The 22,646-nt window shown below is 51.1% G+C and carries 23 protein-coding genes and 1 pseudogene; 10 read left to right on the top strand and 14 right to left on the bottom strand.

Annotation, left to right across the window (positions count from 1 at the left end; genetic code table 11):
- Positions 1-158 precede the first annotated feature (158 nt).
- From KXU80_RS26785 to KXU80_RS26775, 3 genes are all read left to right on the top strand, one after another.
- Positions 159-1,589: a tyrosine-type recombinase/integrase gene (locus KXU80_RS26785; protein WP_219836115.1), complete on the top strand. Its 1,431-nt coding sequence runs from the start codon at positions 159-161 to the stop codon at positions 1,587-1,589.
- A gap of 225 nt (positions 1,590-1,814) precedes the next feature.
- Positions 1,815-2,906 carry a tyrosine-type recombinase/integrase gene (locus KXU80_RS26780; RefSeq protein WP_219836114.1) on the top strand — a complete coding sequence of 364 codons (1,092 nt, stop codon included), beginning with the start codon at positions 1,815-1,817 and terminating at the stop codon, positions 2,904-2,906.
- Between the two features lie 17 nt (positions 2,907-2,923).
- Positions 2,924-3,844 (top strand): tyrosine-type recombinase/integrase, encoded by a 921-nt coding sequence (locus KXU80_RS26775; RefSeq protein WP_219836113.1) that lies wholly within the window; start codon positions 2,924-2,926, stop codon positions 3,842-3,844.
- 595 nt (positions 3,845-4,439) lie between these two features.
- Here the strand turns inward: KXU80_RS26775 and KXU80_RS26770 are convergent.
- Together KXU80_RS26770 and KXU80_RS26765 are read right to left on the bottom strand one after the other, a co-directional pair.
- Positions 4,440-4,883 (bottom strand): ThiF family adenylyltransferase, encoded by a 444-nt coding sequence (locus KXU80_RS26770; protein ID WP_219836112.1) that lies wholly within the window; start codon positions 4,881-4,883, stop codon positions 4,440-4,442.
- 46 nt (positions 4,884-4,929) lie between these two features.
- Positions 4,930-5,283 (bottom strand): annotated as a pseudogene (locus KXU80_RS26765) (sigma factor); the annotation flags it as partial.
- 393 nt (positions 5,284-5,676) lie between these two features.
- Between KXU80_RS26765 and KXU80_RS26760 the strand changes: the two are divergent.
- Together KXU80_RS26760 and KXU80_RS26755 are read left to right on the top strand one after the other, a co-directional pair.
- Entirely contained in the window at positions 5,677-6,225 is a 549-nt protein-coding gene (locus KXU80_RS26760; RefSeq protein ID WP_219836111.1) for a pyridoxamine 5'-phosphate oxidase family protein, read from the top strand.
- Positions 6,226-6,329: 104 nt separating this feature from the next.
- Complete coding sequence (locus tag KXU80_RS26755) at positions 6,330-6,812, top strand: DinB family protein (RefSeq protein ID WP_219836110.1); 483 nt, start codon at positions 6,330-6,332, stop codon at positions 6,810-6,812.
- A gap of 96 nt (positions 6,813-6,908) precedes the next feature.
- Here KXU80_RS26755 and KXU80_RS26750 read toward each other — a convergent pair whose 3' ends face one another.
- Positions 6,909-7,226 (bottom strand): thioredoxin family protein, encoded by a 318-nt coding sequence (locus KXU80_RS26750; RefSeq protein WP_219836109.1) that lies wholly within the window; start codon positions 7,224-7,226, stop codon positions 6,909-6,911.
- A gap of 107 nt (positions 7,227-7,333) precedes the next feature.
- Positions 7,334-7,537, bottom strand: coding sequence for a hypothetical protein (locus tag KXU80_RS26745; protein WP_219836108.1), 204 nt, complete (start codon positions 7,535-7,537; stop codon positions 7,334-7,336).
- A gap of 249 nt (positions 7,538-7,786) precedes the next feature.
- Here KXU80_RS26745 and KXU80_RS26740 point away from each other — a divergent pair, with 249 nt between their 5' ends.
- Genes KXU80_RS26740 through KXU80_RS26730 form a run of 3 tightly spaced genes read left to right on the top strand, consistent with a single transcriptional unit; the run spans position 7,787 to position 11,503 of the window.
- On the top strand, positions 7,787-9,271 hold the full coding sequence (locus KXU80_RS26740; RefSeq protein ID WP_219836107.1) for a spore germination protein: 1,485 nt from the start codon (positions 7,787-7,789) through the stop codon (positions 9,269-9,271).
- Between the two features lie 25 nt (positions 9,272-9,296).
- Complete coding sequence (locus tag KXU80_RS26735; protein ID WP_219836106.1) at positions 9,297-10,361, top strand: Ger(x)C family spore germination protein; 1,065 nt, start codon at positions 9,297-9,299, stop codon at positions 10,359-10,361.
- A 47-nt stretch (positions 10,362-10,408) separates the two neighbouring features.
- Positions 10,409-11,503: a GerAB/ArcD/ProY family transporter gene (locus KXU80_RS26730; RefSeq protein WP_219836105.1), complete on the top strand. Its 1,095-nt coding sequence runs from the start codon at positions 10,409-10,411 to the stop codon at positions 11,501-11,503.
- Here the strand turns inward: KXU80_RS26730 and KXU80_RS26725 are convergent.
- The 4 genes from KXU80_RS26725 to KXU80_RS26710 form a co-directional block, all read right to left on the bottom strand.
- Positions 11,500-12,204, bottom strand: coding sequence for a Crp/Fnr family transcriptional regulator (locus KXU80_RS26725; protein ID WP_219836104.1), 705 nt, complete (start codon positions 12,202-12,204; stop codon positions 11,500-11,502). The two genes, KXU80_RS26730 and KXU80_RS26725, sit on opposite strands and share 4 nt — an antisense overlap.
- Before the next feature lie 227 nt (positions 12,205-12,431).
- Entirely contained in the window at positions 12,432-13,658 is a 1,227-nt protein-coding gene (locus KXU80_RS26720) for a benzoate/H(+) symporter BenE family transporter (protein WP_219836103.1), read from the bottom strand.
- A complete protein-coding gene (locus KXU80_RS26715) occupies positions 13,655-14,461 on the bottom strand; it encodes a uroporphyrinogen-III synthase (protein WP_219836102.1) in 807 nt (268 codons plus the stop codon). The genes KXU80_RS26720 and KXU80_RS26715 overlap by 4 nt, the downstream gene beginning before the upstream one ends.
- Entirely contained in the window at positions 14,454-16,145 is a 1,692-nt protein-coding gene (locus KXU80_RS26710; RefSeq protein ID WP_219836101.1) for an NADPH-dependent assimilatory sulfite reductase hemoprotein subunit, read from the bottom strand. Before KXU80_RS26710 ends, KXU80_RS26715 begins: the two co-directional genes overlap by 8 nt.
- A gap of 121 nt (positions 16,146-16,266) precedes the next feature.
- Here KXU80_RS26710 and KXU80_RS26705 point away from each other — a divergent pair, with 121 nt between their 5' ends.
- Complete coding sequence (locus KXU80_RS26705) at positions 16,267-17,703, top strand: MocR-like pyridoxine biosynthesis transcription factor PdxR (RefSeq protein WP_219836100.1); 1,437 nt, start codon at positions 16,267-16,269, stop codon at positions 17,701-17,703.
- 88 nt (positions 17,704-17,791) lie between these two features.
- On the opposite strand, the gene KXU80_RS26700 is transcribed toward KXU80_RS26705, so the two are convergent.
- The 4 genes from KXU80_RS26700 to KXU80_RS26685 form a co-directional block, all read right to left on the bottom strand.
- Positions 17,792-18,283: a GNAT family N-acetyltransferase gene (locus KXU80_RS26700; protein ID WP_258171170.1), complete on the bottom strand. Its 492-nt coding sequence runs from the start codon at positions 18,281-18,283 to the stop codon at positions 17,792-17,794.
- Positions 18,284-18,296: 13 nt separating this feature from the next.
- The gene (locus tag KXU80_RS26695; protein ID WP_258171169.1) at positions 18,297-19,007 is read right to left on the bottom strand and encodes an HAD family hydrolase; all 711 of its coding nucleotides are present in this window, start codon (positions 19,005-19,007) and stop codon (positions 18,297-18,299) included.
- A gap of 157 nt (positions 19,008-19,164) precedes the next feature.
- Positions 19,165-19,998: an aldo/keto reductase gene (locus KXU80_RS26690; protein WP_258171168.1), complete on the bottom strand. Its 834-nt coding sequence runs from the start codon at positions 19,996-19,998 to the stop codon at positions 19,165-19,167.
- Positions 19,999-20,023: 25 nt separating this feature from the next.
- Complete coding sequence (locus KXU80_RS26685) at positions 20,024-21,241, bottom strand: MFS transporter (RefSeq protein WP_219836098.1); 1,218 nt, start codon at positions 21,239-21,241, stop codon at positions 20,024-20,026.
- A gap of 146 nt (positions 21,242-21,387) precedes the next feature.
- On the opposite strand from KXU80_RS26685, the gene KXU80_RS26680 reads away from it, so the two are divergent.
- A complete protein-coding gene (locus KXU80_RS26680) occupies positions 21,388-21,750 on the top strand; it encodes a winged helix-turn-helix transcriptional regulator (protein ID WP_374987730.1) in 363 nt (120 codons plus the stop codon).
- Between the two features lie 207 nt (positions 21,751-21,957).
- On the opposite strand, the gene KXU80_RS26675 is transcribed toward KXU80_RS26680, so the two are convergent.
- Both KXU80_RS26675 and KXU80_RS26670 read right to left on the bottom strand, forming a co-directional pair.
- Positions 21,958-22,329, bottom strand: coding sequence for a hypothetical protein (locus KXU80_RS26675; protein WP_219836096.1), 372 nt, complete (start codon positions 22,327-22,329; stop codon positions 21,958-21,960).
- Positions 22,292-22,579: a hypothetical protein gene (locus tag KXU80_RS26670; RefSeq protein ID WP_219836095.1), complete on the bottom strand. Its 288-nt coding sequence runs from the start codon at positions 22,577-22,579 to the stop codon at positions 22,292-22,294. Before KXU80_RS26670 ends, KXU80_RS26675 begins: the two co-directional genes overlap by 38 nt.
- Between the last annotated feature and the right edge of the window lie 67 nt (positions 22,580-22,646).

Genomic DNA, 22,646 nt, shown 5'->3' with positions numbered 1-22,646 from the left:
TCGATTTGTTAACAATCAACCATGCCAATGCCCCGCCAACCCAGCTGTCGCTCGCTACCTACCTGTGTAAGTAAATAGCGAAATATATTGCGTACAAAGCCGCTTTCACGCAAGTTCTTGCAGATAAAGTCTACTTTTCACGAAAGGGGTTAATACTGATGAATAACAAACCGAATTACCCAATTCGCAAGTTGAATACGAAAGGGGCGGTAATCGAAATGTTAAGTTCAATGTATAACCTTTCTGCTAATGATGAATCTATCTCATTATCGAATGAAACCGACACCGGATTTCGAGCAACAGCAATCAATAACTGGCTTTTCGAAAATATTGTGCTACCCTCATTCGCTTCGAAGAAGCTACACGCCTATTTCAAGATCAGGGCCAAAAAATGTTCCCCTGATAACTATTTCCGACTTATTCGTGGCCTTCAAATTTTGATGAATGACATCGCCAAAGAACAGAAGCTATTCAGCAAAGATCTTGATGACGCTGCGCTCCAAGACCATATTTTGTTTCAGAGAGCAGCGGATGCCGCAAATTCTGATACAACCATTCGTTATCTGAAGCTGTTATTTCGTCTCTACTTTCGCAAAGAAAAACCGGAATGGTTTCACTTGCAGAAGAAATCACGAAATATACCGGCGCTCCAACATCCGACCATACTGTCACACCTGGCTACATTAAAGGGAGTAAGCAAGAAAACCATACAAGAACGCAAACGAGCCTACTTCCGCTTTCTCTCATGGGCAACCACTGTGTACGCGGACCTTCAGCAATTCAACCCTGATTCGGTGCCCCTGTATCAAGTAAAGAATGAACATCTTGTAGAATTCGGTGCTTATCTCAAGCAGAAGGTATTGAGTGATGATCTCGAACCTAGTCACGCCAATTATATCCAGGGCTTCGTCATCAACCTTTTCCAAAGTCTCTATCAAGAGAGCAAACTCCTGGATGATATCACGGAGGGGATCCGAAAGATCAAGTATGAAAAGTACTTGTACCGCGACATACCAACTAATGACGAAATATCAAGACTCTTCACCGTAATCGAAACATACGCTCCGAACCCGAAACTGTACAGACTTGCATTCGAGTGTATGCTTTACCTCGGATTAAGAAAGATCGAAGTTTCATCCCTTCGCTGGGAAAATTTCAACACCCGTGGGTGGCCCTCCGTCAAAATTTACGGCAAGGGAGGCCGTGTTGATGTTCTACTCCTCCCACACCAGATTGTAAAGACATTATCTCAGCTGAAGAACCCTGATTTGAAAGGCAACATCTTTGGGCTAGTACCTTCTTCTTTCGCCGATTCCCTCTACGTCTACTACAGAATATTCAGCAAAATAGCGGGATGGCGTTATCCGGGAGGACTTCATTTACTTCGACACACTTATGTTACGAAGCTGTCAAAGGAGGAGTGTACTCCAAAGCTTTTAAAATACCTCGGCCGATTTTCCAAAAGTGAAACCGCCAGTCGTTATATCCACCGTAGTACAGATGAACTGGGGGCTGCTATGAAAAAGTTCAATCTATTTGGCAACACGGAAACCTTTCGTGTCAGACATGTCACAAGCATCCATGAATAGATGTTTTTCAGCAGAAACACAAATAAGCCAACACTTCAGGTTTCGTACTGTGAAAAAGGACAGACCTATCCTAGTAAGGGTCTGAACATTCTGCTCCATAAGGAGCCCACGGTACGGATCCTGCCGCCTGGCTACACCCGCTTGAAAATGAAAGATTAGATATTTGTATTATAAGGCAGTCCGGTAGGACTGTAAAGTAGATTCTCATGTGAGGAGAGTTAACAAATGCCTATCGTAAAAGCATCCACAAAGTCTAAAGAACTGAAAAACACCCTGCAATTAGCTATCGAACAGTATGGACTAGATCGTTTACAATCTGCATTGTCGGACCTAAAGGTAGTCGTAGCGCCGGTTACAAGCGATGTTACACCCATTGTAACTCTTGAGCAGGTCCGGCAGTTTTATTTATCATCCGGCTACTATCTCGGCTTAGCTCCGGAATCCAGAAGAGGATACAAATACGAGTTCGGTTTGTTTATTAAGCATGTAGCGAAATTTTGTAAAGCCGAACCAACATTGGAGCAGCTTATGGAACCAATCCTTATCAAAGATTATTTAGAGAACTATAAAACGAATAAGTCTACCTATTCACGTAAATGTGGCTTCTTGAGTGCCTTTTTCAGGGTTACAGTGAAACACTTCTATAAGGATACCATTGAAGATTTGAAGCCTATTCTAAAAGCTTTACCCATGCCAAAGGATGAAATTCCAAAAGCTCTTACAGTAGAGCAAATAAATGAAGTTGTGGAGCTTAGTCAGAGCAACTACCGGAATTTTGTTATTGTGATGACTTTTCTGTCCAGTGGTATTCGTTTATGCGAACTTGCTCGTTTAAGGATTGCAGATATTCTGAATGAATCTCCCACTTTCTATGTTATCGCCAAAGGCAGAGGCGGCTTTAAACAAAAGCGACATATCAGCGCTCTGGGGTACACCATTTTAACGGATTATGTTGAATTTACATTTCAATCTCAGAAAAGTACTCTGCCTTATGAAGAGTATCGGGATCTGTTCGTTTTTTCGGCTAATCGCGGAAAGTCGTCACTCTCAAACCGCGCCATTCAATCCTTTGTGAAGGATTATATCAGAAGAGCCACGACGATTCCGGAAGATAAAAAGAATGACTACTGTGTTCACACATTCCGACATTGCTTCTCCGTGTATGCACTGGATTCAGGTATTGATATCTATACCTTGTCTCGCCTCTTAGGACACTGTGATGTCAAAACAACTTCTGTTTATCTGAAATTGTTTACACAGCAATTGAAAGCAGCAATCGAAAAACATCCCTTCGCAAAAGGGATCAATAACAAATAATCCACGGAGGGCTCTGTATGTCTATATTAATGGAATCTGAATACATTGGATATTGGGAAAAGTATACAAATTTGAAGGACAAAACAAAAGAAAATTATCGAACCGCTTACCGCAGATTTGGTCAGTATTTAGAAAAGGCAGGACTTAAAGGGACGCTCGATTTCGATAAGTTTGTATGCGACATTGAAAGGACTCACTTCGATCCGATTGACAATACGTTCATTGATGAATTTATTGAAGACCTGCTGAATAACGGCGCTACCAAGGCGATTTTAGCAAATACAATTTCTGCACTTAGACATTTATTTGCATTTTTGAAAAGCATGAAATTAATCAATAAAAATCCTCTACTCTACTATAAAAACCCATACTACAATAGGAGCGTCCTAAACAAATGGCTTACTAACGATGAAGTGGAGAAGCTATTGAATGCAGCATTACGTATGGACCCATTTATCAAACAGTCCTATTTACTCATTTTCCTGCTAGTGAACACAGGCTTAAGAAACCAGGAAACTCGTGAATTACAGATTGACCAGATAGATTTTGATAGAGCGACCCTGTATGTTAGCCGCGGCCAAAAAACAAGCTCAAACTCTGTTAGGCTAAGTGAAACACTTACCGAAGAATTAGCAGCTTATGTGAAGCATCCTTTCAATCAAGCGCGCTTTAAGGAAGGCAATACCTATCTCTTTATTCAATCAAATGGTCAAAGATTAACGACCAAGAAGGATTTGAACAATTGGATCGAATCAATATGTGAAGCTGCTGGCGTTCAGAGGGTCACTTCTCATTGGCTTAGATATACCATGGCACATCTGATGTTGGAGCAGGGAATCCATCCAAGAATAATCCAACGGCAGCTTAGACATGAGTTGCTTGAAACCACACTGAATTACCTGGGGATTATTGATTTTGATGGTTTATTAGATGAATGATGGCATGTTGACTAGATCAGTTTTCTTTGTGGACGAGGAGTAAACAAGAAAATGCCCTTCCGCTTTAGAGTGGACAGGGCATCAATTCTTAAAGGGACTGATAAAAACGGTCCCTTTGTTTTTGCAGCGTGGTGCAAATATAAAGGCACTTTCGAATATTACCTACATCGTGCCTGTATTTGCAGTTCTACAGTCTTAATTCCCCTACATCCTGAGAAGGAAAATGGTTACAAGGTTTGGCGAATTGAAGGCGCACATCCGGTATAAGGGTTCCCTTGTTTCCGTCATAGGATAAGAATATCGGTCCTCGAGTGGATTTACTCCAATCAGTTAACAGACCCACCACTACGGCTACAGCAGTAGAGGCAAGAACACCGTTTGCAAACACTACCTGTGGCCTGACACCAGCTGCTCCATATCGCTGCACTTCCCGTGTTATATCCTCATCCGACATAAAGTTCATGCATCGTAAACAAGGAAAGCCTGGGACCGAAGTAATTATTTGTCCTGCCTTCCGGGGCGGCTGGTTTTCGATTTCGGGATACACATCCAAACCGATGTCGATGTAAGGAATTAGGAATCTCCTACATGTAGCCTACAGTTCGCTCATTGCCTGGAGACCATCCAAACACCCTAGCACAACATCGCAGTTGCGAATCTCTTCTGCATGTTGTTGCCAATCCGAAACAAATGAACGAATAACGGCTCCTGGTTGTAAGTTGCGAATCATCCTCTCGGCAATTTCAACCTTTGTCTTTCGGTTTTGGACGTCATCAACAGTCCCGCCGATTAACCGATTAAGGTTCGACTCTTCGATTCGGTCACCATCAAACAATACATAGTGGTCAAATCCTACATGGGCCAATTGTTGAACAATGTGTGAGCCGCCCCCGCCCAATCCTACCACACCGACAGTAGCATGGGAGATAACTTCTTTGGCTCGGTCACCCAAAAAGGTTTGCCGTGCCAGCAGAGCAATCAATTCTTCATCGTTGGCTGTAGGTTCTTCATTCTTTAAAATAAACACGAAAAAAGCCACATGAATGCTGTGGCTTCCTTAAATATCTTAATCAACGATGCAGCACTAATGACATTAGATTATCATTCTCGATGCAGCGGGCTGCAAACGTTGCCAATTTCGTGCCTTTGCCGGTCTGGAAGCTTTCGATCGCCTTGATTAGACCGATGGTCCCGATGGAGATCAGATCCTCGAGATCTTCACCTGTATTGTCGAATTTTTTTACGATATGAGCGACCAGTCTGAGGTTGTGCTCGATAAGCAAATTTCGCGAACGCTGATCGCCCTCAGCCATTAACTGCAGGTGGCGCAGTTCTTCTTCTTCTTGAAGCGGCTGGGGAAATGCGTTGTTTTTGACATAGGAGACGAGCAGTGACAACTGTTTAATAAACAAAGCGATCGTAGCAAATAATCCAGGCATGATACGGCCACCCCCATAATGTAATGGCCGGGTAGATCCATGGCTCCCCGACGATTCGAGACTGTTCTACATTATATGTGGGCGTGGGCCTATCTGTGCCTGTCTTGAATTATTAATCGTCCGGCTCTTGGTTCAGCTGCGGCTCTGTTTCAGCTGTGCGAAGAAGAGCAGGAACAGTGGAATTACAACTAGAGAAGGTACCGATACCCATAGCCATGCCGACGTTTACGAATACATCTGCTTACGAAAATATCGTTTTCTAATTCGCTCATTTTCCCATGCATATTCGAGCCAGAGATTTATCGTACTTGGTTACACTACATTTAAACCAGTACAGGCACTTAAGTAGACGCTTGAACGCGAGTAAACAATCAAACAAAGGTGATGAATACGATGCATTCCATTCGCAACGAGAAACGCACGTGTACGGATACCGGCAAAATTCAGCACTTTCTCGAACAGGCCCGTATTGGATTTCTCGGCTTGTCTTCAGAAGACATCCCCTATGTTATTCCTCTCAATTTCGTTTGGCTGAACGGCGCGATTTATTTTCACGGGGCGGAAGAAGGGAGAAAAGTCACTTATATCGAGCATAACCCTCGTGCTTGCTTCACCGTCAGCGAGAATTACGGGACCATTACGAGTCCGATCCCAGCCAAGACCGATACGGCTTATTTGAGCGTCATCATCGAAGGCTCCTTGCATCAGTTAACCGACCTCGACGAGGCAATGGAAGCCATGCAAGTCATGCTGGACAAATATGTACCCGGCTACTATGATCGGCCGCTCGGGCGGAGTCATTTAGAACGATATGTCTCCCCCTTAGGCAGTAAAACTGCTTTCTACAAATTAACGGCAGCCTCCATGGCGGCCAAGGAGAAAGAGGCGGCCATGGATCGTCTCTTCTATGAAGGCAAGACCGTCCATACCGAACGGGCTTAACTGCATGCAGCACGTCATAATGACAATGTCACTTAGGAGTACAACGATTTATTCCGGGCAACATACCAAATGCGAGAATGGAATTCAACTAAAGGAGCGATGTAATGGAAACAAATCTATTCGACCAATTGGCCTTCATCAGAAGTCAAACGCTTGAACTGCTGCAGGGAGTAACCGAGGAGCTTGGGGATCGAATGCCGGCCGGTTTCCGCAATAATATCCGCTGGCAGCTTGGTCACGTCTACACCGTGACGGAAATCTTGGCTTTGTCGCAATTGAATCTGCCTCTTCATTTGCCGGAAGGATTTATGGAGCGCTTTCCTTATGGAACGTCTCCGCAGGACCAAATCGCGATCTCGGCTCCTGTGCCGACGATACCGGAGCTGGAGCAATTGTTAAAGAATCAGCCTCAGAGAATTCGCGAATTGCTTCCTGTCAGCCGCTTGAACGAATCCGCGCCTACCATTACAACGTCGACGGGGCTCGGTCTGCATACGCCGGAGCAGTCGCTCCGTTATAACTTATATCATGAAGGCATTCATTTCGGGATCATCTCCGTGTACAAGAGATTGTTGTCCCAGAACTAAGGGTTTCGTGTCGCCTGAATTGGATAAAAGAGACAAAAACAACAACCCTCGGCGGAAGCCGAGGGTTGTTATACGTTATGCCATTCCAAACGATGCTTAGTGCAGGGAATCCAGGTATTCCTGAACTTGACCGGGGGTTTTGGCGAATTTGCTGTGCAGATGCGCCAGCTTCTGGCCATTCTTATACACGAGCAGACTTGGAATGCCGCGTACATCATTCGCTTCCGCGATCGGCTGAAATTGCTCGGCATCGAGCGCGTAGAAGTCCTTATCCTTATTCTCTTCGATAATCGCACCGATGAATCGGTCCATATTTTTGCAATCCGGGCACCACGTCGTGTCGAATTTGATGACGGTATATTGATCTCGATTGACCAGTTCTTGAAATTCCGCTTCTGTTTCGATTCTATCCATGTTGGGCCGCTCCTTTTGTAATCGTTATTGTGCTCTATTGAATTGATAGCTGTATCTTAACGCCCCTTCGTTATTCTCACCGTAATGTAGATTACAATACATACCTCTTACTTCAACAGGACGGCAAAGATGATAATAACGACCGCGATCATGCTGAGGATATAGATACCGCTGAGATTGTTCCATTTCTTCTCCGCATTCGCGTAATAGCCGGAATTCGCCTCTTTATTGCTCTTGGATTGTCCGATCATCATGGTGCCGACAAAGCCAAGCACCATGACGATAACAACAACACCCATCAGCCAAGTCATTATCGATCACGCTCCTAATTCGGATTGTTTTCAAGCCTGCTTGCCTTTCATGCGTCCATTATAAAAGCGGTCGGATCGATTCACACCCGCCACTTCCGCGTCAATAACTACCATCCAATGTCTGCGCTTGCGCTGCTTCCCCTCCTGCCTCCAAGTCCAATTGCATAATTACCAATCTACAACGCCATACTGTTTGTATCCTTTCATTGGCAAATCTGGCCTCACAAGTAACCGTTGGAGCTGTAGATAATGACGAAGCAAACAAACAGCAAGAGCTTATCGCAGATGATCGGCATTTTCCGGCAGTCTTCGGATTTCAAAACAATGGCAATCGCCCTGCCAACCCAGAAGCTCTACATCTCGTATTACAGCACCTTGATCGACGAGAGCAAATTGCAGCATGACTTGATCTGGATCTTACAGGAGAGCGCCCGCGAGAACCCGATTGCTTCCCTTGAAGACCTGCTGCCTATGATTCCGATGACGCAAATCTTGATTTCAAACCGCTCGGACGAGATCCATGACAAGCTGATGAGATGCCATGTGCTGATTCAGTTGAAGAGAGACGCCCAAGAAGGCGCGCTCGTTCATATTCCGACCAAGTTCGGAATCCGCCCGAACAACGATACGGAGAATGAATTCAGCGTCGTCGGACCGAAGGTCGGGTTCATCGAGGACATTGATACGAATATTCATCTCATGCGGCTGCAAATCAATATTCCAGAGTTCGTCGTGAAGGAAGTAAGCATCGGCAGTCTGTCGCATACCCGTGTCGCAATGCTCTACATCGACGGCGTTACGAATCCGGAAATCGTCAACCGACTTGAGCAGCGGCTGAGAAGCATCGACCTCGACGTCAGTTATGATTCCTGCCAGGTGGACCAATTGGTGGCGGACAGTTCGATGACGCCATTCCCGCTGCTGCTTGCCACAGAGCGCCGGGACCGGGTCGTATTCGCTTTGGCAAGCGGGCAAGCCGCCTTCATCTGTGACGGAAGCCCTTATTTTATAATAGGACCGTCCACGCTGTTCGACTTCTTCATCTCGCCGGAGGATTATTACCTGCCATGGGTACTTGGCTCGTTCTTCCGCCTAATTCGGATGTTCGGCGTCGTCTTCTCGCTGTTCGCGAGCGCGCTCTACGTCGCGATCCTGACCTATCACTACGAGGTTGTGCCGCACAGCCTGCTCGGTCCGCTCATTTATTCCCGGATTCACGTGCCGTTTCTGCCCGTCCTCGAGGTTATTTTTCTAGAGATCACGATCGAATTCCTCCGCGAGGCAGGTGCCAGGCTGCCGACGAAAATCGGCCAAACCCTCGGCATCGTCGGCGGCATCGTCGTAGGGCAAGCAGCGGTGGAAGCCGCACTGACGAGCAATGTACTCATTATCATCGTCTCGTTGTCCGCCCTCGCTTCCTTCGCGACGCCAATTTATAAAATGGCCAATACGATCCGCTTCCTGCGGTTCCCGTTCATTCTGCTTGCCGCGGTATGGGGCGGCCTCGGCATCTTCATCGGCATCTGCTTCCTGTTCGTGCATCTGACGCGGTTGAAATCGCTTGGCTATCCGTATACGACGCCGGTATATCCACTCCGTCCAGCGGATTTCAAGGACAGCTTTCTGCGCATGCCCTTTCAGCAGGTCAATAGGCGACCTGGTTTTTTGCGGCCTGTATCTAAGGTCAAATATTCGCCTAAGCCCGTCAAACGGCACAAGCAGGACTGGAATTAACATCATGCCGGAGGGGTTTATGCCTGTGCGGAAATGGATTGCGGCTCTTCTGCTCTGCGCGCTGCTGACGGGGTGCGGCGACAAGAAGACGATCAATAAGATCATGCTCGTACAAAGTCTCGGCTTCGATACGGCGGGCAATAGTATTCGAGGCAGCGTGCTGACGGGGAACTACAACAAGCGGGACGAGGTCAATATGGCAATGCTGGAGACGGAAACGCCTTCGGAATTCGAAGTGCTGACCGCACTTAACACCCAGACGAGGTATCCCGTCGAATACGGCCAGCTCGGAGCCATCGTATTCGGAACGCCGTATGCGAAGCTAGGCATTGACAAGATCATGGAAAATTTGTGCCGCGACACCCGCATTTCCATGCACATGCAAGTTGCCGTAGCGGATCGAACCGCTCGCGAGCTGCTGCAAACGGCAAGGCATTCTAAGGACACGTACCTGATCGCGAATCTGCTCGAGCAGAACATGAAGAACGGCAATCTGCCGAAGATGAATATGCACCGGGCGCTGTTCAGCTTCTATTCGCGTGGGAGGGACTTGTACCTTCCGCTAGTTGCGGTGAAACAAGGTGAGCTGCAAACGACCGGCCTGGCGCTGTTCAAGAAGCAAAAGGACGTGCTGCATGTCGGTCTGAGCCAAGCGCTGCTGCTGAATATGCTGCTGGAGAATGCGAGCAACGGAAGCTACTCGGCGCCGGTCACCATTACAGAAAGCAAAGGAACGACGCTGCTGCGCATTGTCAAAACCAAAGCTGCCTATAAACTGGTCAACCCGGCGGCAATTGCCATCGACCTGCGCATTTCCGCCCGGATCAAGGACGTCCCGAAACACGCGGACTATCAAGCTTCGAATCGCATTACGTCTTTCGAGCAAACGGTCGGCGGCATCCTCGAGAAGGAGATCACGAAGCTCCTCGCGCTTTGCCGGCAGCATGGGACTGACCCCATTGGCCTCGAGGAATTCGCCTTACGGCACGCTAAGCGAAGCCGCACAGCTTCGCCCCAAGGAAGCGGCTACCCGGTCGTAACAGACGTTCATGTCAAGCTGGACATCTTGCAAACCGGCTTCAGCCTGTAAAGAAATAAAGCAGCTGAGCGGGCTTGCGCTCCTGGAGGATTGCCCCCGTGAATCAGATCAAGGTTTCCGATCAAATCTCGCCGATATTAGTGTTCTTCCTGCTCCATGTCAACTTGGTCAACTTCGGCGTACTGAACTACCAGCGCTTAGTTCTGAAACATGCCGGCTTAAACGGGTGGATATCCGTTGCGATCACGGGACTGAGTGTTCACCTGATTGTATGGATGATCTTCAAAATCGTTTCGCGCGGCGGCGAAGCCATGGATCTCGTCTCCGTCAACCGGGCTTGCTTCGGCCGGTTCGGGGGCAAAATCGCGGATCTGATCTTCATCTTGTATTTCGGCTACGGAGCGCTGATCGCATTCCGCAGCTACCTTTCCGTTATTGAGGTATGGTTGTTTCCGACGTTAACGCTTTGGCCGATCACCCTGGTCATTTTGGTGCTGCTCTACTACACGGTGAGCGGCGGTCTCCGGTCCGTGAACGGGCTGAGCCTGTGGGGCACGCTGGCTGCCGCCGTGTGTACGTTCCCGATTCCAATTATGGTATGGAGTTACCTGCACCCGCTCAATCTGCTGCCGTTGTTCAACCATACTCCCGGCGAGCTGCTCCTGGCGTCCAAAGACATGTCGGTGCAATATGCAGGCGTGCTTTCGCTGCTCATGATCTATCCGTTCCTTAAGACGCCAGGCAAATCGAAGAAGTGGGCCCATGGAGCCGTTGCCGCGGCTACCGTGCTGTATCTTATTCTCATTCTCGTAACGTTTATGTACTACAGCGAGTATCAATTACAGCTGCTCGTATGGCCGACGCTTCATATTTACATGCTCTTGGAGCTGCCGCTTTTTCAAAGGCTAGAGTATATGGTTATCTCCATCCTCTTCATAACCGTTGTCGCCAACGTCGCGTTCGGGCTGTGGATGACATGCCGCGCAGCCAAGCAGAGCCTTCATATCAAACAATCCGTTAGTTTGACCCTATGCCTGCTGCTCTTCCTGCTGGGGGTGTTTTGGATTAAGGATTACGACAGCTTGAAGTCGATTTCAAGCTATCATGCCCAAGTCGGATTCTACTTGCAGTACGCATATGTGCCCATTATGTTCATCCTGATGCAATTCAAGAAGAAAAGCCGACCGGCTTAGGGCTTGCAGCCCTCCTCCAAACAAGCTTCGGCTTTGGCTTGATGAATGGCAATCATGCTCCTGCCGGTCCGCAGAATGCCTTCCTTCGTTAGACTGTTGACGATGACGGATACCGCCTTCCGCGTTGCGCCGATCATATTGGCCACTTCCTGGTGCGTTACCGCCATATCGATTCTTACGAAGCCGTCCTCCTCCACGCCAAATTTCTTGGACAGCTTGAGCAGCAGGTACAGGATGCGTTCTCTTACATCGCCGAGTGCCAGCTTCTCCAGCATTTCATCCCGTTCTCTCAGCATCATGCTCAGCTCGCTAAGAAACTTCATGGCCAAATGCGGCCGCTTGAGAAGGAACTGTTCAAACTGCTCCTTGAGCACGGAACAGATCAAGGTCTCTTCCATCGTTTCAATGTAGACACCTCTTGAACCAAGTGAGAACGCATCCGTTTCCCCGAATATATTGCCTTTCCCTAATATCCCCATCGTAAATTGTTTGCCCTCCGTGCTGATTTTGTACAGACGGAGCTTACCTTCCTTGATGAAGAAAATGCCATCGCGCGGCGAATCCGGAGTTTGAAGCAGTGTGCCCTCAGGCAAGGCGTTGTAATGCGACATCCGCGCCATATGGTCCAGCTCGACGATATCCTCCTCGGGCAGCGCCTTGAAGATATTGAGTCTAGATAGATACCACAATTTATCGTGCATGCCGGTTACTCCCTCCATTACTAAGATAAAGCACAATGCGTACGGCCGCTGTGCTAAAGGCAGTATAGCGAAATGCCCTCTCTGAGCCCGCCCGGCAGCGGCTATGAAATGATGTACTTGGCGAAGTCCATACGATTGCCAAGGCATGACAGAAAACCAATGCTGGATCGCAGATCCGTCATTGGTTTTCTGTCTGCATGCGGTACACCATACGATAACGGTCTTGCCTAGTATTTCCCGCCTTGGTTCGGCTCATCCGACGCTGGTACAATCAGAGGGTTAAGTTTGCGTTTGCGTCGTTCATGCACAGCTGACAGCTTCAGCACCGCCGCACCGATCAGCAGCGCCCAAATCGGCGTGGATATACCCCAAGCATGAAGATGCAGCGCTGCAGCGCCAAAGGTTAGAAGAACGGAAAGCAGAAGCTTGCGGTTCTGAAGCGCAGAGCGAACGGCATGCTGGAACAAGCCAAGCAGCGAGAACCCGGTCATCATCGCGACGAAGGACGCCGGCAGCATGCGGATCAGGTCCGTTACCTGCCACGCGGCGAGTCCAAATAGAATAACAACCGCATTCGAGACGACTGCCGCGCGGTAACGCGATTCCGAAGGGCCGGCCTCCGGACTGCTGCAGAGTGCGCTCATCATGCCTCCCACATTAGCCGCATGACCGCCGAACAAGCCCGCAGCCACGCTCGCGAATCCCGAGGCTGTCATGGTTCTGCCCACGGAGGGGCCATAGCCGTTGCGCCGCAAGGAAACAAGTGCTACCGCAAGATCGTTGCTCATGATCAACAACGACAACGGAAGCGCGACGGCGAACATGCCGGAAACCGTAAATACCGGGTGAACCCAATGCGGCATCGCGAACGAGGTATCCTGCATTGGCGGGAACCCGCTATGCAGTCCGCCAAGCAATGCGAGCCCCGCCAATCCCAGAAGCAGCGCCCAGAGAGCTGGGGAGAGGCTCTTCGTTACCCGCGGCACTAGGAAATAACCTGCCCCGGCAAGCAGCCCGATGACCGGCAGCTGGACGGCAGCGGGCACGATATCGATTACGTACGAGAGCAGCAGACCTGCCAGCAACGCATCGATTAGCGGCTTCGGAATTCGATTCAGCACGGCTCCGAATAGCCCGGTGCTTCCGGCGATCAGTATCAACACGCCGGACATGATGAAGCCGCCGGCAAGCTCCGGCCAGGTGAAGCGCGCTGAGAGCGTGCCAATAAAGGCAACGGCCGTGATCGAGTGCGCTCCTGCGAACGGGATTCGGTACGTTAAACTCAAGATTAGGTTCAACAGCCCGCCGATCACATATACCGAACCAAACCACGTAACGAGCTCTTCATGCGCCAAGCCGGCGGTTTGCGCGGTTTGGACCAGCAGAATGGCGCCGCCCGAGCAGGCCAGCAATGCGGAGGTCAGCCCGGTCGATACGCTTCTCTCCTCCGTCATCCTTCGAAGCAGCGCGCTAATTCAACGATCATGGCGCCCATCCGTTCAATAGCGGGCGATGACACCCGCTCCACACCTTCTTGCAGCAGCACGTCAGCCGTTACCCTGCCCACCGCAGCCGCATGGACCTTGCTGCTGAAGCTGTCGTTCAATGCCGCGGCGCAGCCATGCTGCCGGGCAAAATCATACAAATACCTCACTTGCACCGCCGTTGTAAAGCAGACAGCATCGACCTCGCCATCGATGATCTCCCGGCACAGCCGCAGGGAGGTCTCTGCATCGGGAGCCGTATGCTTGTACGGGAGAAGGGTCCTGACCGCTGCGCCCTGCGCTTCGAAGAAGTCCGTCAAGGCAGGCATCTCTTCGCCATGCAGCTGAATGAAGATGCCCTGGTTCTTGAAATCAAATGCGCGCAGCGCCTTCACGAGCCCCTCCGTCGTCCCGTCTTCATCCAGAACGAGCGGTGAAATACCAAGCTGCTTCAGCATCGCATAGGTCTTGTAGCCTCGCGCGCCTACCTTCGACTCCCGGATGATTTCGAGCAGCCGCTCGCGAATACCGAGCCGATCTGCTTGCTGAAGCAAAGCCGCAAGGCCCGTACCCGTCGTGAAGATGCACCAATCGGTCCCGCTCTCGAGCAAATGAAGCAAATCCTTCTCCACTTCTTCCTCTCGAAGCACCAGCAAGCCTTGCTGCGGGCGAACAATCGTCGTCCCGCCCTGCCGCTCGATAATCTCGCTCAGCTCCGGCAGCTTGCGCGAGCCCGTGATGGCAATCCGCTTGCCCAGCAGGTTCTTAGCCATTTGTCCGTACCGCGGAACGCCGCCAGTAGGTACCGAAATCCTCGCCTGCCGCCCGCTCTTGAACGAAAGCTTCCAGCACGGGACGAACCGTATCCTTCAACTGATCGAAAGGCACTGCCTCCCGGTATCGCTCGTTCAAGGCTGTTCCAAGCGCGCTTCCGCCCAGAAACACGTCGTATTTGCCTGCAGCCCTTCCAATGAAAGCAATATTGGCGTTGTACGGGCGAGCGCAGCCGTTGGCACAGCCTGTCATCCGGATGGTGAGCTCCTCGTCCGCGAGGCCAAGCTGCTGCACCAGCTCCTCGAGCTGCGGGATCAAGTCCGGCATCGCCCGTTCCGATTCCGCCAAGGCTAGACCGCAGGTAGGCAGGGACACGCAAGCCATCGTGTGCTGCCGCAGCTTCGACAGCTCATCCGGCAGCGGTACGCCTGCCGCCTGCAGCCGTTCTTCAACCGCAGCGCGCAGTGCATCCGGGATGCCGCCAAGGATGACATTTTGCTGCGAAGTGAAACGAATCGTCGGCTTGAACGCGCTGACGATCTCGCGAAGCGCCGATTTCAGCTGCATCGATTCGGTATCTGCAATACGGCCATAAGGGACGAATAGCCCGAAATAGCTGATCCCATCGCGTTCCCGATGCCAGCCCAGATGATCGCTGCCGTTCTGCCACTCCAGCTGCCTAGGCGGATCCAGCTTGCGACCCAGCCTGTGCTCGACCTCGCTCAGGAACCACGCCAATCCTCTGCGGTCGATCAAATACTTCATGCGGGCGAAGCGACGGTTGGCGCGGTCGCCGAAATCCCGCTCCATGGTAACGATGGCGACGCATGTATCCAGAATCGTTCCGATCGCTTCTTCTCTGGCCACATAGCACAGCGGGCTCGCCAGTCTCGGATACGTCTCCTGATCCAGCGCCATTCGGCCCATGCCGCCGCCGACGAGGACGGTATAGCCCTCAATATGCCCGTCCTTGATGTGCGCGACAAGACCGAGGTCGTTATCGTAAACATCCAGGCAGTTATCGCCTTCCGGGACAATAGCAACCTTGAATTTACGCGGCAGGTAGACCTCTCCGTACAGCGGCTCTTCCGATTCGCCTTCGGCTAATTGGACAGGCTCGCCGTCCACCCAAATTTCATGGTAGGCGTTGGTTTTCGCGCTCAGCCGGTCCGCGAGCGCCAGCAAATCATGCCGCATCTCCTCCCGGAACGGCTCATCGCCCGGTTCCGCGCAGCAGATCGTATTGCGGCCCGAATCGCCGCATGCGCCAAGCGTCGTGACGAGCGATTCGTTCAGCGTCTTGATCGTTGTTTTGAGATCGCCCTTGAGAATGCCGTGCAGCTGCAGTGTTTGCCGTGTCGTGATCCGCATGTTCTTATAGTCCGTGTACGTATCCGCCAAGCGATCGAATGTGAGGTACTGCTCCGGGTTCAGCACGCCGCCCGGTATGCGCGCCCGAATCATCATGCTGTAATGCCGGTCCTTGCCCTCTTTCTTCAGCTTCACCCGGAGATCGCGGTCATCCTGCTGGTACACGCCATGAAACTTGAGTACCTGAACGTCTTCGTCTGCGAACTTAGGCTGTCCGTCCAGCAGTGACTCCTGGATCGTCCCCCGCAGGTGACGGCTCTGCCGCTTAATGATCTCGATCTTCGAAACATTCTCCTCGCCTGACCCTGCCATACTGCCCACTCCTTGCTGATTTTCGACTTGAGCACTATGATAATAAAAAGCGGTACATAATAAACCATCCAAATCCGGATGAATGTAAACCATCCATTTCATAGCCAGGAGTGTAACAACCATGTGGAAGCCCGATCGCAACAGCAAAAAAGCGCTGTTCGAGCAAATTGCGGACAATTTGGAGCAGCGAATTTCATACGGCGAATTTCCACCGGGCAGCCTGCTGCCTTCCGAACGGAAGTTGGCGGAGCAGCTGGGCGTGAACCGCAGCACCGTCATTCTAGCCTTTGCGGAGCTTCGCGCGATGGGCATTATCGAAAGCCGGACAGGCAGCGGCACGCGGGTCAGCAGCAGCAAATGGGGCGCTACGCCTAGGCATACGCCGAATTGGAGCCGGTACAGCGAAGGCGGCAGCTTTCTGCCGAATCCGCCGTTCATGCGGAGAATTCGCGAAGCACTGACGCAGCATCCATCGCTGATCGATTTCGCGAGCGGCGAGCTTGCGGCGGAATTGGCCCCAAGCGCTGAGATTGCGGCACTCATGCGAGAGCAGCAGTACACCGGCTACCTTGGCTACGACAATCCGCAAGGGTACACCCCGCTCAGGCAATCGCTTGTGACTTATTTGGGGAAATACCGGGGTATACAGACGACGGAATCGTCCATTCTCATTACGTCAGGCTCTCAGCAATCGCTGTTTCTGATCACGCAGTGCCTGCTTGCTCCAGGAGACGCCGTTGCGATCGAGGATCCGTCCTACTGTTACTCGCTGCCGATGTTTCAATCAGCCGGTCTTCGGCTGTTCCGGCTTCCTGTCGATCGGCAGGGCATTCAGCCGGGCGACATTCGCACCTTATTCAAGAAGCACCGAATCAAGATGGTGTTCTTGAATCCGAATTTCCAGAACCCGACGGGAACCCTCCTCGGCTCTGAGGAGCGCAAGCAGCTGCTCGACGTCGCAAGCGAGCTGGGACTTCCGCTCGTGGAAGACGATCCGTTCAGTCTGACGGCTTACGAAGGAGCCCCGCCCCTGCCGCTGAAAGCGATCGATCCCGTAGGCTCGACACTGTATATCGGTTCGTTCTCGAAGATCGCTGCTTCCGGCCTGCGCGTCGGATGGATGGTAGCGCCGAATGCCATCGTGAAACGGCTTGCGGACGCCCGGCAGCAGATGGATTTTGGGCTCAGCGTCATTCCGCAGCAAATTGCTTCCGAGTTCTTGAAATCGTCTTACTTCGAACCGCATTTGGAACGCCTGCACACGCAGCTGCTTTACAGAAGAGATCTGCTCATTGAAGCGTTGGAGAAAGAGCTCCCGGACCTGGTCCAATATTCGGTTCCGCAGGGCGGGCTGCACCTGTGGTGCAAGCTGGTCCCCGAGGTTCACGATGGCAAGCTGCTGGAGGAAACCATCAAGAAAGGCGCTGTGTTCGTGCCCGGAAGCGTCTACGGTTCGGATGCCGGCTATGTGCGTTTCACCTTCGCCAGACCGAAAGCCGAGGAAATCGGACCCGGCATCGCTATGTTCGCGGAGGCACTTCGCGAGCTGATGGGTTAACAACAGTAAAGGACTGCGCCGTTCTACGTGAACGAAAGCAGTCCTTTTCGATAAGCGGCGCGGCCTGGCGCTTATTTCTCGTACAGATTCATCTGTAGCCGTTATCCCAATCCACTATTCGCACATGCCGAAAGCCGGCATCAAGATAATACTGGTTCAGGCGCGGATTGTCCGCCATGCAGTCGAGTCGTACCCGCTTCCTCCCCTGGCTGCGGATGTAAGCTTCCGCCCATGCCAGCATCTGATCGCCGATCCCTAGCCCGCTGTGGCCCCGGCTTACGGCGAAGCGATGAATATAGCCCGATTCTTCATCGTTCAGCTCTTCCCATAGCTGCGGATCTGACCCGCAAATATAGAGCGCCCCGACTGGCTCGCCCTGCAGCCTTGCCAGAAACAGCTCATGGCCGGCATGCATCACCTCAAGCACGCGATCCAGGCTGAAATCATCGGGATGCCATTGGCGAATGCCCTTGGCTTGCAGCCATCTGGCCGACCCCTGCCACAGCTCAAGCACGGCTTGCGTCTCTTCCGTGGACACCCGCTTCATCTCGATAGCCGTGCTCTCATTCGTCATCGTCATGATGAAATCTCCTTTACATGTTGTGCTCCGCTGCCGTTTCTCTTCCTGCCAACACTTCGCTGCACAGCTCCATCGGCGAAGCGATTCGCTTGCAGCTGCTCGTTAGGTAAGTATTGAACCATACCGCATGATACGCCCTCATTCCAGCCTCGCGAGCTCCATCCAATTCGCTCGATCCGCCGTCACCGACGAATACCGACTCCTCCGGCTTCACGAACAGCCGCTGACAGGCCCGTACATAAATGTCCGCGTCAGGCTTGGCCGCGCCAACTTCAAATGAATAAATAACATCGTCCAAGTAGGCGGCAAGCTCGCTGCCCGGCAAACCTCTCACTTCTTCCTCGGTGCAATTGCTAATCAGACCAATCTTGATGTTGTTCGACTTAAGTGTCTTCAGAAGCGCAATAACATCGGAATGAATGGCATGGAAGGGCAGTGCCTTCTCTATCAATCTAGCTTGGTATAACGATTCGATCCTCTCTTCGTCGCACACTAAAGCTCGGGATGCCAAAATATCTCTGAGCACACAGGCATAGTCCGGGAATGCCCCTGTCATTCTTTGCCTTGATCGCTCGTTCCATGACTGCTTGAAATCTTCATTCGGAATGCCGAGCAGCTCCGCATAGTCATAATTGCGCTTCGAGATTCGCCTTCCATCCGCGAACTCCGTCACTAACGTTTCGAATAAGTCGAAGAATACGGCTTTGATCGGCATGTTTGGCATCCTTCCACCACCTGATCTTTCTTCAATTTGCAGTCCGCCCTCGATGCTTGTTTCTGCCCTTTTCGCGGAAACCCCTCTATTTGGTAGTATATACCAGACGTGAAAATGGGGCCACCGCAAGATTTGCAGCGACCCCTTCTTTTAATAATAAATAAACTCAGAAATTAAAGTTATCCGGATCCGGTCCAATACGCCGGTTCTCGTTCAACGCATCGATTCGAGCCATTTCGTCCGCGGTCAGCTCAAAATCCTCCACATCGGCATTCTCGGCAATTCGGTGCGCGTTGGTCGATTTGGGAATCGTAATGATATCATGCTGCAAGTCCCAGCGGATAATGACTTGGGCAACCGATTTTCCATGCTTCGCTGAAATCTCTTGAAGCAGCGGGTTATCGAGCAGCTGTCCCTGCATAAGCGGTGACCACGCTTCGATTCGAATATCGTGCTGTTTTGCAAACTCACGAAGCTCTGTCTGAGACAGCATCGGGTGCAGCTCCACCTGATTGACCATCGGCTTCACTACGGCGTCTTTCATCAAATCCTCCAGATGATGGATCTGGAAGTTACTGACGCCAATCGCTTTAACGCGGCCTTCCGCATACAATTTCTCCAGCGCTCTCCAGGATTCTTTATATTTGCCCGCGACCGGCCAATGGATCAGATAGAGATCCAAGTATGCCAAACCAAGCTTCGCCAAGCTGGTTTCGAACGCCTGCAGCGTCGATTCGAAGCCTTGGTCTGCATTCCACACCTTGGACGTAATGAACAAGTCTTCACGATGAAGCTCGCTCTCCGTCAGCGCCTCGCGAATCCCTTGACCCACACCGGCTTCGTTGCCGTAAATCGCCGCCGTGTCTATGCTCCGATAGCCTTGGCGAATAGCAAACTTAATCGCGTCAATCAGCTCTTGTCCTTCTTCCACCTGGAAGACACCCAGTCCAAGCCGCGGCATCTCGAGACCGTTGTGCAAAGCCATTGTCTTCTGCTTCATAAGTCCAACCTCCTGTGTACGGCTGTCAGCCGACTTTTTGTTGTACCGACGAGAATTCATCATCGGCACGGTTCTTTTTCTTCTCCAGCAGTATGCTCCATAAGGTGAGTACTACAGCGGCAGCAACCATAATAGCGCCTACCCACGTTGTATGAATAAGTCCCAATTGATCGGCAACTACGCCGCCAAGCCATGCGCCTAGCGCAATTCCCCCGTTGAATGAAGCAATATTTACTGCAGAGGCGACATCAACTGCCTTCGGAGCGTATCGCTCGGCCATCTGAACGACATACAATTGCAGCCCCGGCACATTCATGAAGGCCAGCAGACCCATGGCGAAGACAGCGATTAGACCGGCTGTTTTATGCGGAATCGCCGCCATCAGGATGACCAGGACGACCGCTTGGATGATAAACATAACCAGGAGCGCAGGAAGCGGCTTCCGATTGGCTGCCTTACCTCCGATCACGTTGCCGATCGCAATTGCTATGCCATAGAAGAGTAATATTAATGCAATCGACGATTCCTTGAATCCGGTTAGTTCGTTCAGCATTGGAGATAAATAAGTAAAGACGACGAAAGTACCCCCGTAGCCGAGCGCCGTAATTAAGAAGGCGAGCACAAGTCTGCCGCTGGCGAATAGCTTAACCTGGTCGCGAACCGGGGTACGCACCGCTTTACGAAGGTCTGAAGGCACCAATATCCATGCGGATAGCAATGAAATGATTCCAATAACGACAATCGCGATAAAAGCAGCCCGCCAGCCCATTTGTTGACCGAGGAACGTGCCAATCGGTACGCCTGTCACCGTCGCCACCGTAAGCCCAGAGAACATGGTGGCAATCGCGCTGGCTCTGCGGTCCTCCGTGACCAAATCCGCTGCGATCGTTGAACCGATCGACATGAATACCCCGTGGGCAAACGCGGAGATGACGCGTGCGATCAGCAGCATCGCGAATCCGGTCGAGAATGCGGCCATTGTGTTCCCTGCAATAAATACGAGCATGATCCAGATCAGCAGCGTCTTCCGCGGCATAGATGCGGTCAACGAAGTCAGAATCGGCGCGCCGAACATAACACCGAGCGCATACAGCGTAACTGTGAGACCCGCCATCGAGACGGATATATGCAAATCATTAGCGATTAATGGCAGCAGACCGACGCTGATAAATTCAGTTGTCCCAATCGCAAAGGCACTAATGGCTAGAGACAATAACGCCAATTTATTTTTTCTTCCCTGCATAATAGTTCCTCTCTCCTTTGAAATTATTGTGATCCATCCGGCCGATACGTGTTATTATGGTTGAATAACTGTCTAATGAACAGTACGCACTTTTTTGTAAGGCAGGTACTTATAAGTTCCTTTTAGGCCGCATGGAGGATGATACCGTGAACAAAAAATATAATGTAACCGTCGAGGCTACGCTCGATGTCATTGGAGGCAAGTGGAAGCCGCTCATTCTGTGCTATCTCACGAAAAGCAGGAAGCGCCAGTGCGACTTTCTCCAGCACATTCCGAATCTGACTCAGAAGATGTTGACGCAGCAGCTGCGCGAGCTCGTTCAGGACGGCATCGTAAATCGGATCAGCTACAATCAAATGCCCCCGAAAGTAGAATACGAGCTGACGGAATACGGGCAGAGCCTGCAGAAGGTTCTGGATGCCATGTGCGACTGGGGCGAACAGCACATTAATAAGCTGTACGAGAATAAATTCGACGTTCTTGAAGAGAATGTCTTTAATCAGCCGTAATTAGTCTGTCCCGTTCGCGCTTTCGCCTATGCGCTTGCGGTTCACAGGGGCCATCGACGCAGCAAAGAGACCTGGCATCGGCCAGGTCTCTTTGTCTTGCTGTTCATTTTCCGGTCACGATTCCAATAGGTAGGCAAACGCGAAGGTATTCGCTGCAGCCGCGCCAAGACTGGCGTTTGCATCGAGCACATTGCCCCCAGCAGGCTGCTACTGCTTCATTAATTCTCTGACGTCTGCCGCCAAGTCGTTATAGGAAGTCAGGTTAACGAGCACGCCATCGCTGAAGACCTGCTCCAACACCACTTCAAAGCAATGCGGCGGATGATAGGCTCCAGAACGAACGGCTGGGCCTAAGAAATTCCGGCAAATGACGACCTTTCCCGAATAGTTCACACGATGCTTCAAGCTCCGATAATACCAGAAAGCATTCGCATGCCGCACCGGCGCAGAGTCCCACAAGTCTGGCGGCGCATCGCCGTTATCTTTCAACCCGATATACATTTCATCGATTTGCAGCACCCGGTCGACAATCGCATATGTACTATAGAAGCCCCCTTGAGAGCATGTACACGCCCACAAGTGCAATAACTCCCCATATGCACAGATACATAATGCGAATCGCGCTGTAACGCAGCGCCTTCCTCCGAATGACGATTTCATTTGCAACGAACAGCGCAATTCCTGCCAGCAGCATGCCACCGTACATCAGGATGATCGTTAAAGCCGATTCCCCTGAATCATTAAAAGCAAACGCAATCGGCACTAACAGCATTAGACAGAGGATAACGGGAATTAATAGGATACGCGTAAGCAAAGGTAGTGTTTTCATCCTGTCTCCTCCTTACTATTTCTATGCAGACTGTTGAACTCTCGCAATAGACGGGGTAGTTCGTCTC

The organism is Paenibacillus sp. R14(2021) (assembly GCF_019431355.1).
Classification (GTDB): Bacteria; Bacillota; Bacilli; order Paenibacillales; family Paenibacillaceae; genus Paenibacillus_Z.
The sequence above is the reverse complement of the archived record's forward strand: the minus strand, read 5'-3'. Positions and strand labels throughout refer to the sequence as shown.

Excerpts from the sequence above, each read along its gene's own strand:
- KXU80_RS26785 (WP_219836115.1), top strand. The coding sequence starts at position 159 with ATGAATAACAAACCGAATTACCCAATTCGCAAGTTGAATACGAAAGGG.
- KXU80_RS26780 (WP_219836114.1), top strand. The coding sequence starts at position 1,815 with ATGCCTATCGTAAAAGCATCCACAAAGTCTAAAGAACTGAAAAACACC.
- KXU80_RS26775 (WP_219836113.1), top strand. The coding sequence starts at position 2,924 with ATGTCTATATTAATGGAATCTGAATACATTGGATATTGGGAAAAGTAT.
- KXU80_RS26760 (WP_219836111.1), top strand. The coding sequence starts at position 5,677 with ATGCATTCCATTCGCAACGAGAAACGCACGTGTACGGATACCGGCAAA.
- KXU80_RS26755 (WP_219836110.1), top strand. The coding sequence starts at position 6,330 with ATGGAAACAAATCTATTCGACCAATTGGCCTTCATCAGAAGTCAAACG.
- KXU80_RS26750 (WP_219836109.1), bottom strand. The coding sequence starts at position 7,226 with ATGGATAGAATCGAAACAGAAGCGGAATTTCAAGAACTGGTCAATCGA.
- KXU80_RS26745 (WP_219836108.1), bottom strand. The coding sequence starts at position 7,537 with ATGACTTGGCTGATGGGTGTTGTTGTTATCGTCATGGTGCTTGGCTTT.
- KXU80_RS26740 (WP_219836107.1), top strand. The coding sequence starts at position 7,787 with ATGACGAAGCAAACAAACAGCAAGAGCTTATCGCAGATGATCGGCATT.
- KXU80_RS26725 (WP_219836104.1), bottom strand. The coding sequence starts at position 12,204 with ATGCACGATAAATTGTGGTATCTATCTAGACTCAATATCTTCAAGGCG.
- KXU80_RS26720 (WP_219836103.1), bottom strand. The coding sequence starts at position 13,658 with ATGACGGAGGAGAGAAGCGTATCGACCGGGCTGACCTCCGCATTGCTG.
- KXU80_RS26715 (WP_219836102.1), bottom strand. The coding sequence starts at position 14,461 with ATGGCTAAGAACCTGCTGGGCAAGCGGATTGCCATCACGGGCTCGCGC.
- KXU80_RS26710 (WP_219836101.1), bottom strand. The coding sequence starts at position 16,145 with ATGGCAGGGTCAGGCGAGGAGAATGTTTCGAAGATCGAGATCATTAAG.
- KXU80_RS26705 (WP_219836100.1), top strand. The coding sequence starts at position 16,267 with ATGTGGAAGCCCGATCGCAACAGCAAAAAAGCGCTGTTCGAGCAAATT.
- KXU80_RS26700 (WP_258171170.1), bottom strand. The coding sequence starts at position 18,283 with ATGACGATGACGAATGAGAGCACGGCTATCGAGATGAAGCGGGTGTCC.
- KXU80_RS26695 (WP_258171169.1), bottom strand. The coding sequence starts at position 19,007 with ATGCCAAACATGCCGATCAAAGCCGTATTCTTCGACTTATTCGAAACG.
- KXU80_RS26690 (WP_258171168.1), bottom strand. The coding sequence starts at position 19,998 with ATGAAGCAGAAGACAATGGCTTTGCACAACGGTCTCGAGATGCCGCGG.
- KXU80_RS26685 (WP_219836098.1), bottom strand. The coding sequence starts at position 21,241 with ATGCAGGGAAGAAAAAATAAATTGGCGTTATTGTCTCTAGCCATTAGT.
- KXU80_RS26670 (WP_219836095.1), bottom strand. The coding sequence starts at position 22,579 with ATGAAAACACTACCTTTGCTTACGCGTATCCTATTAATTCCCGTTATC.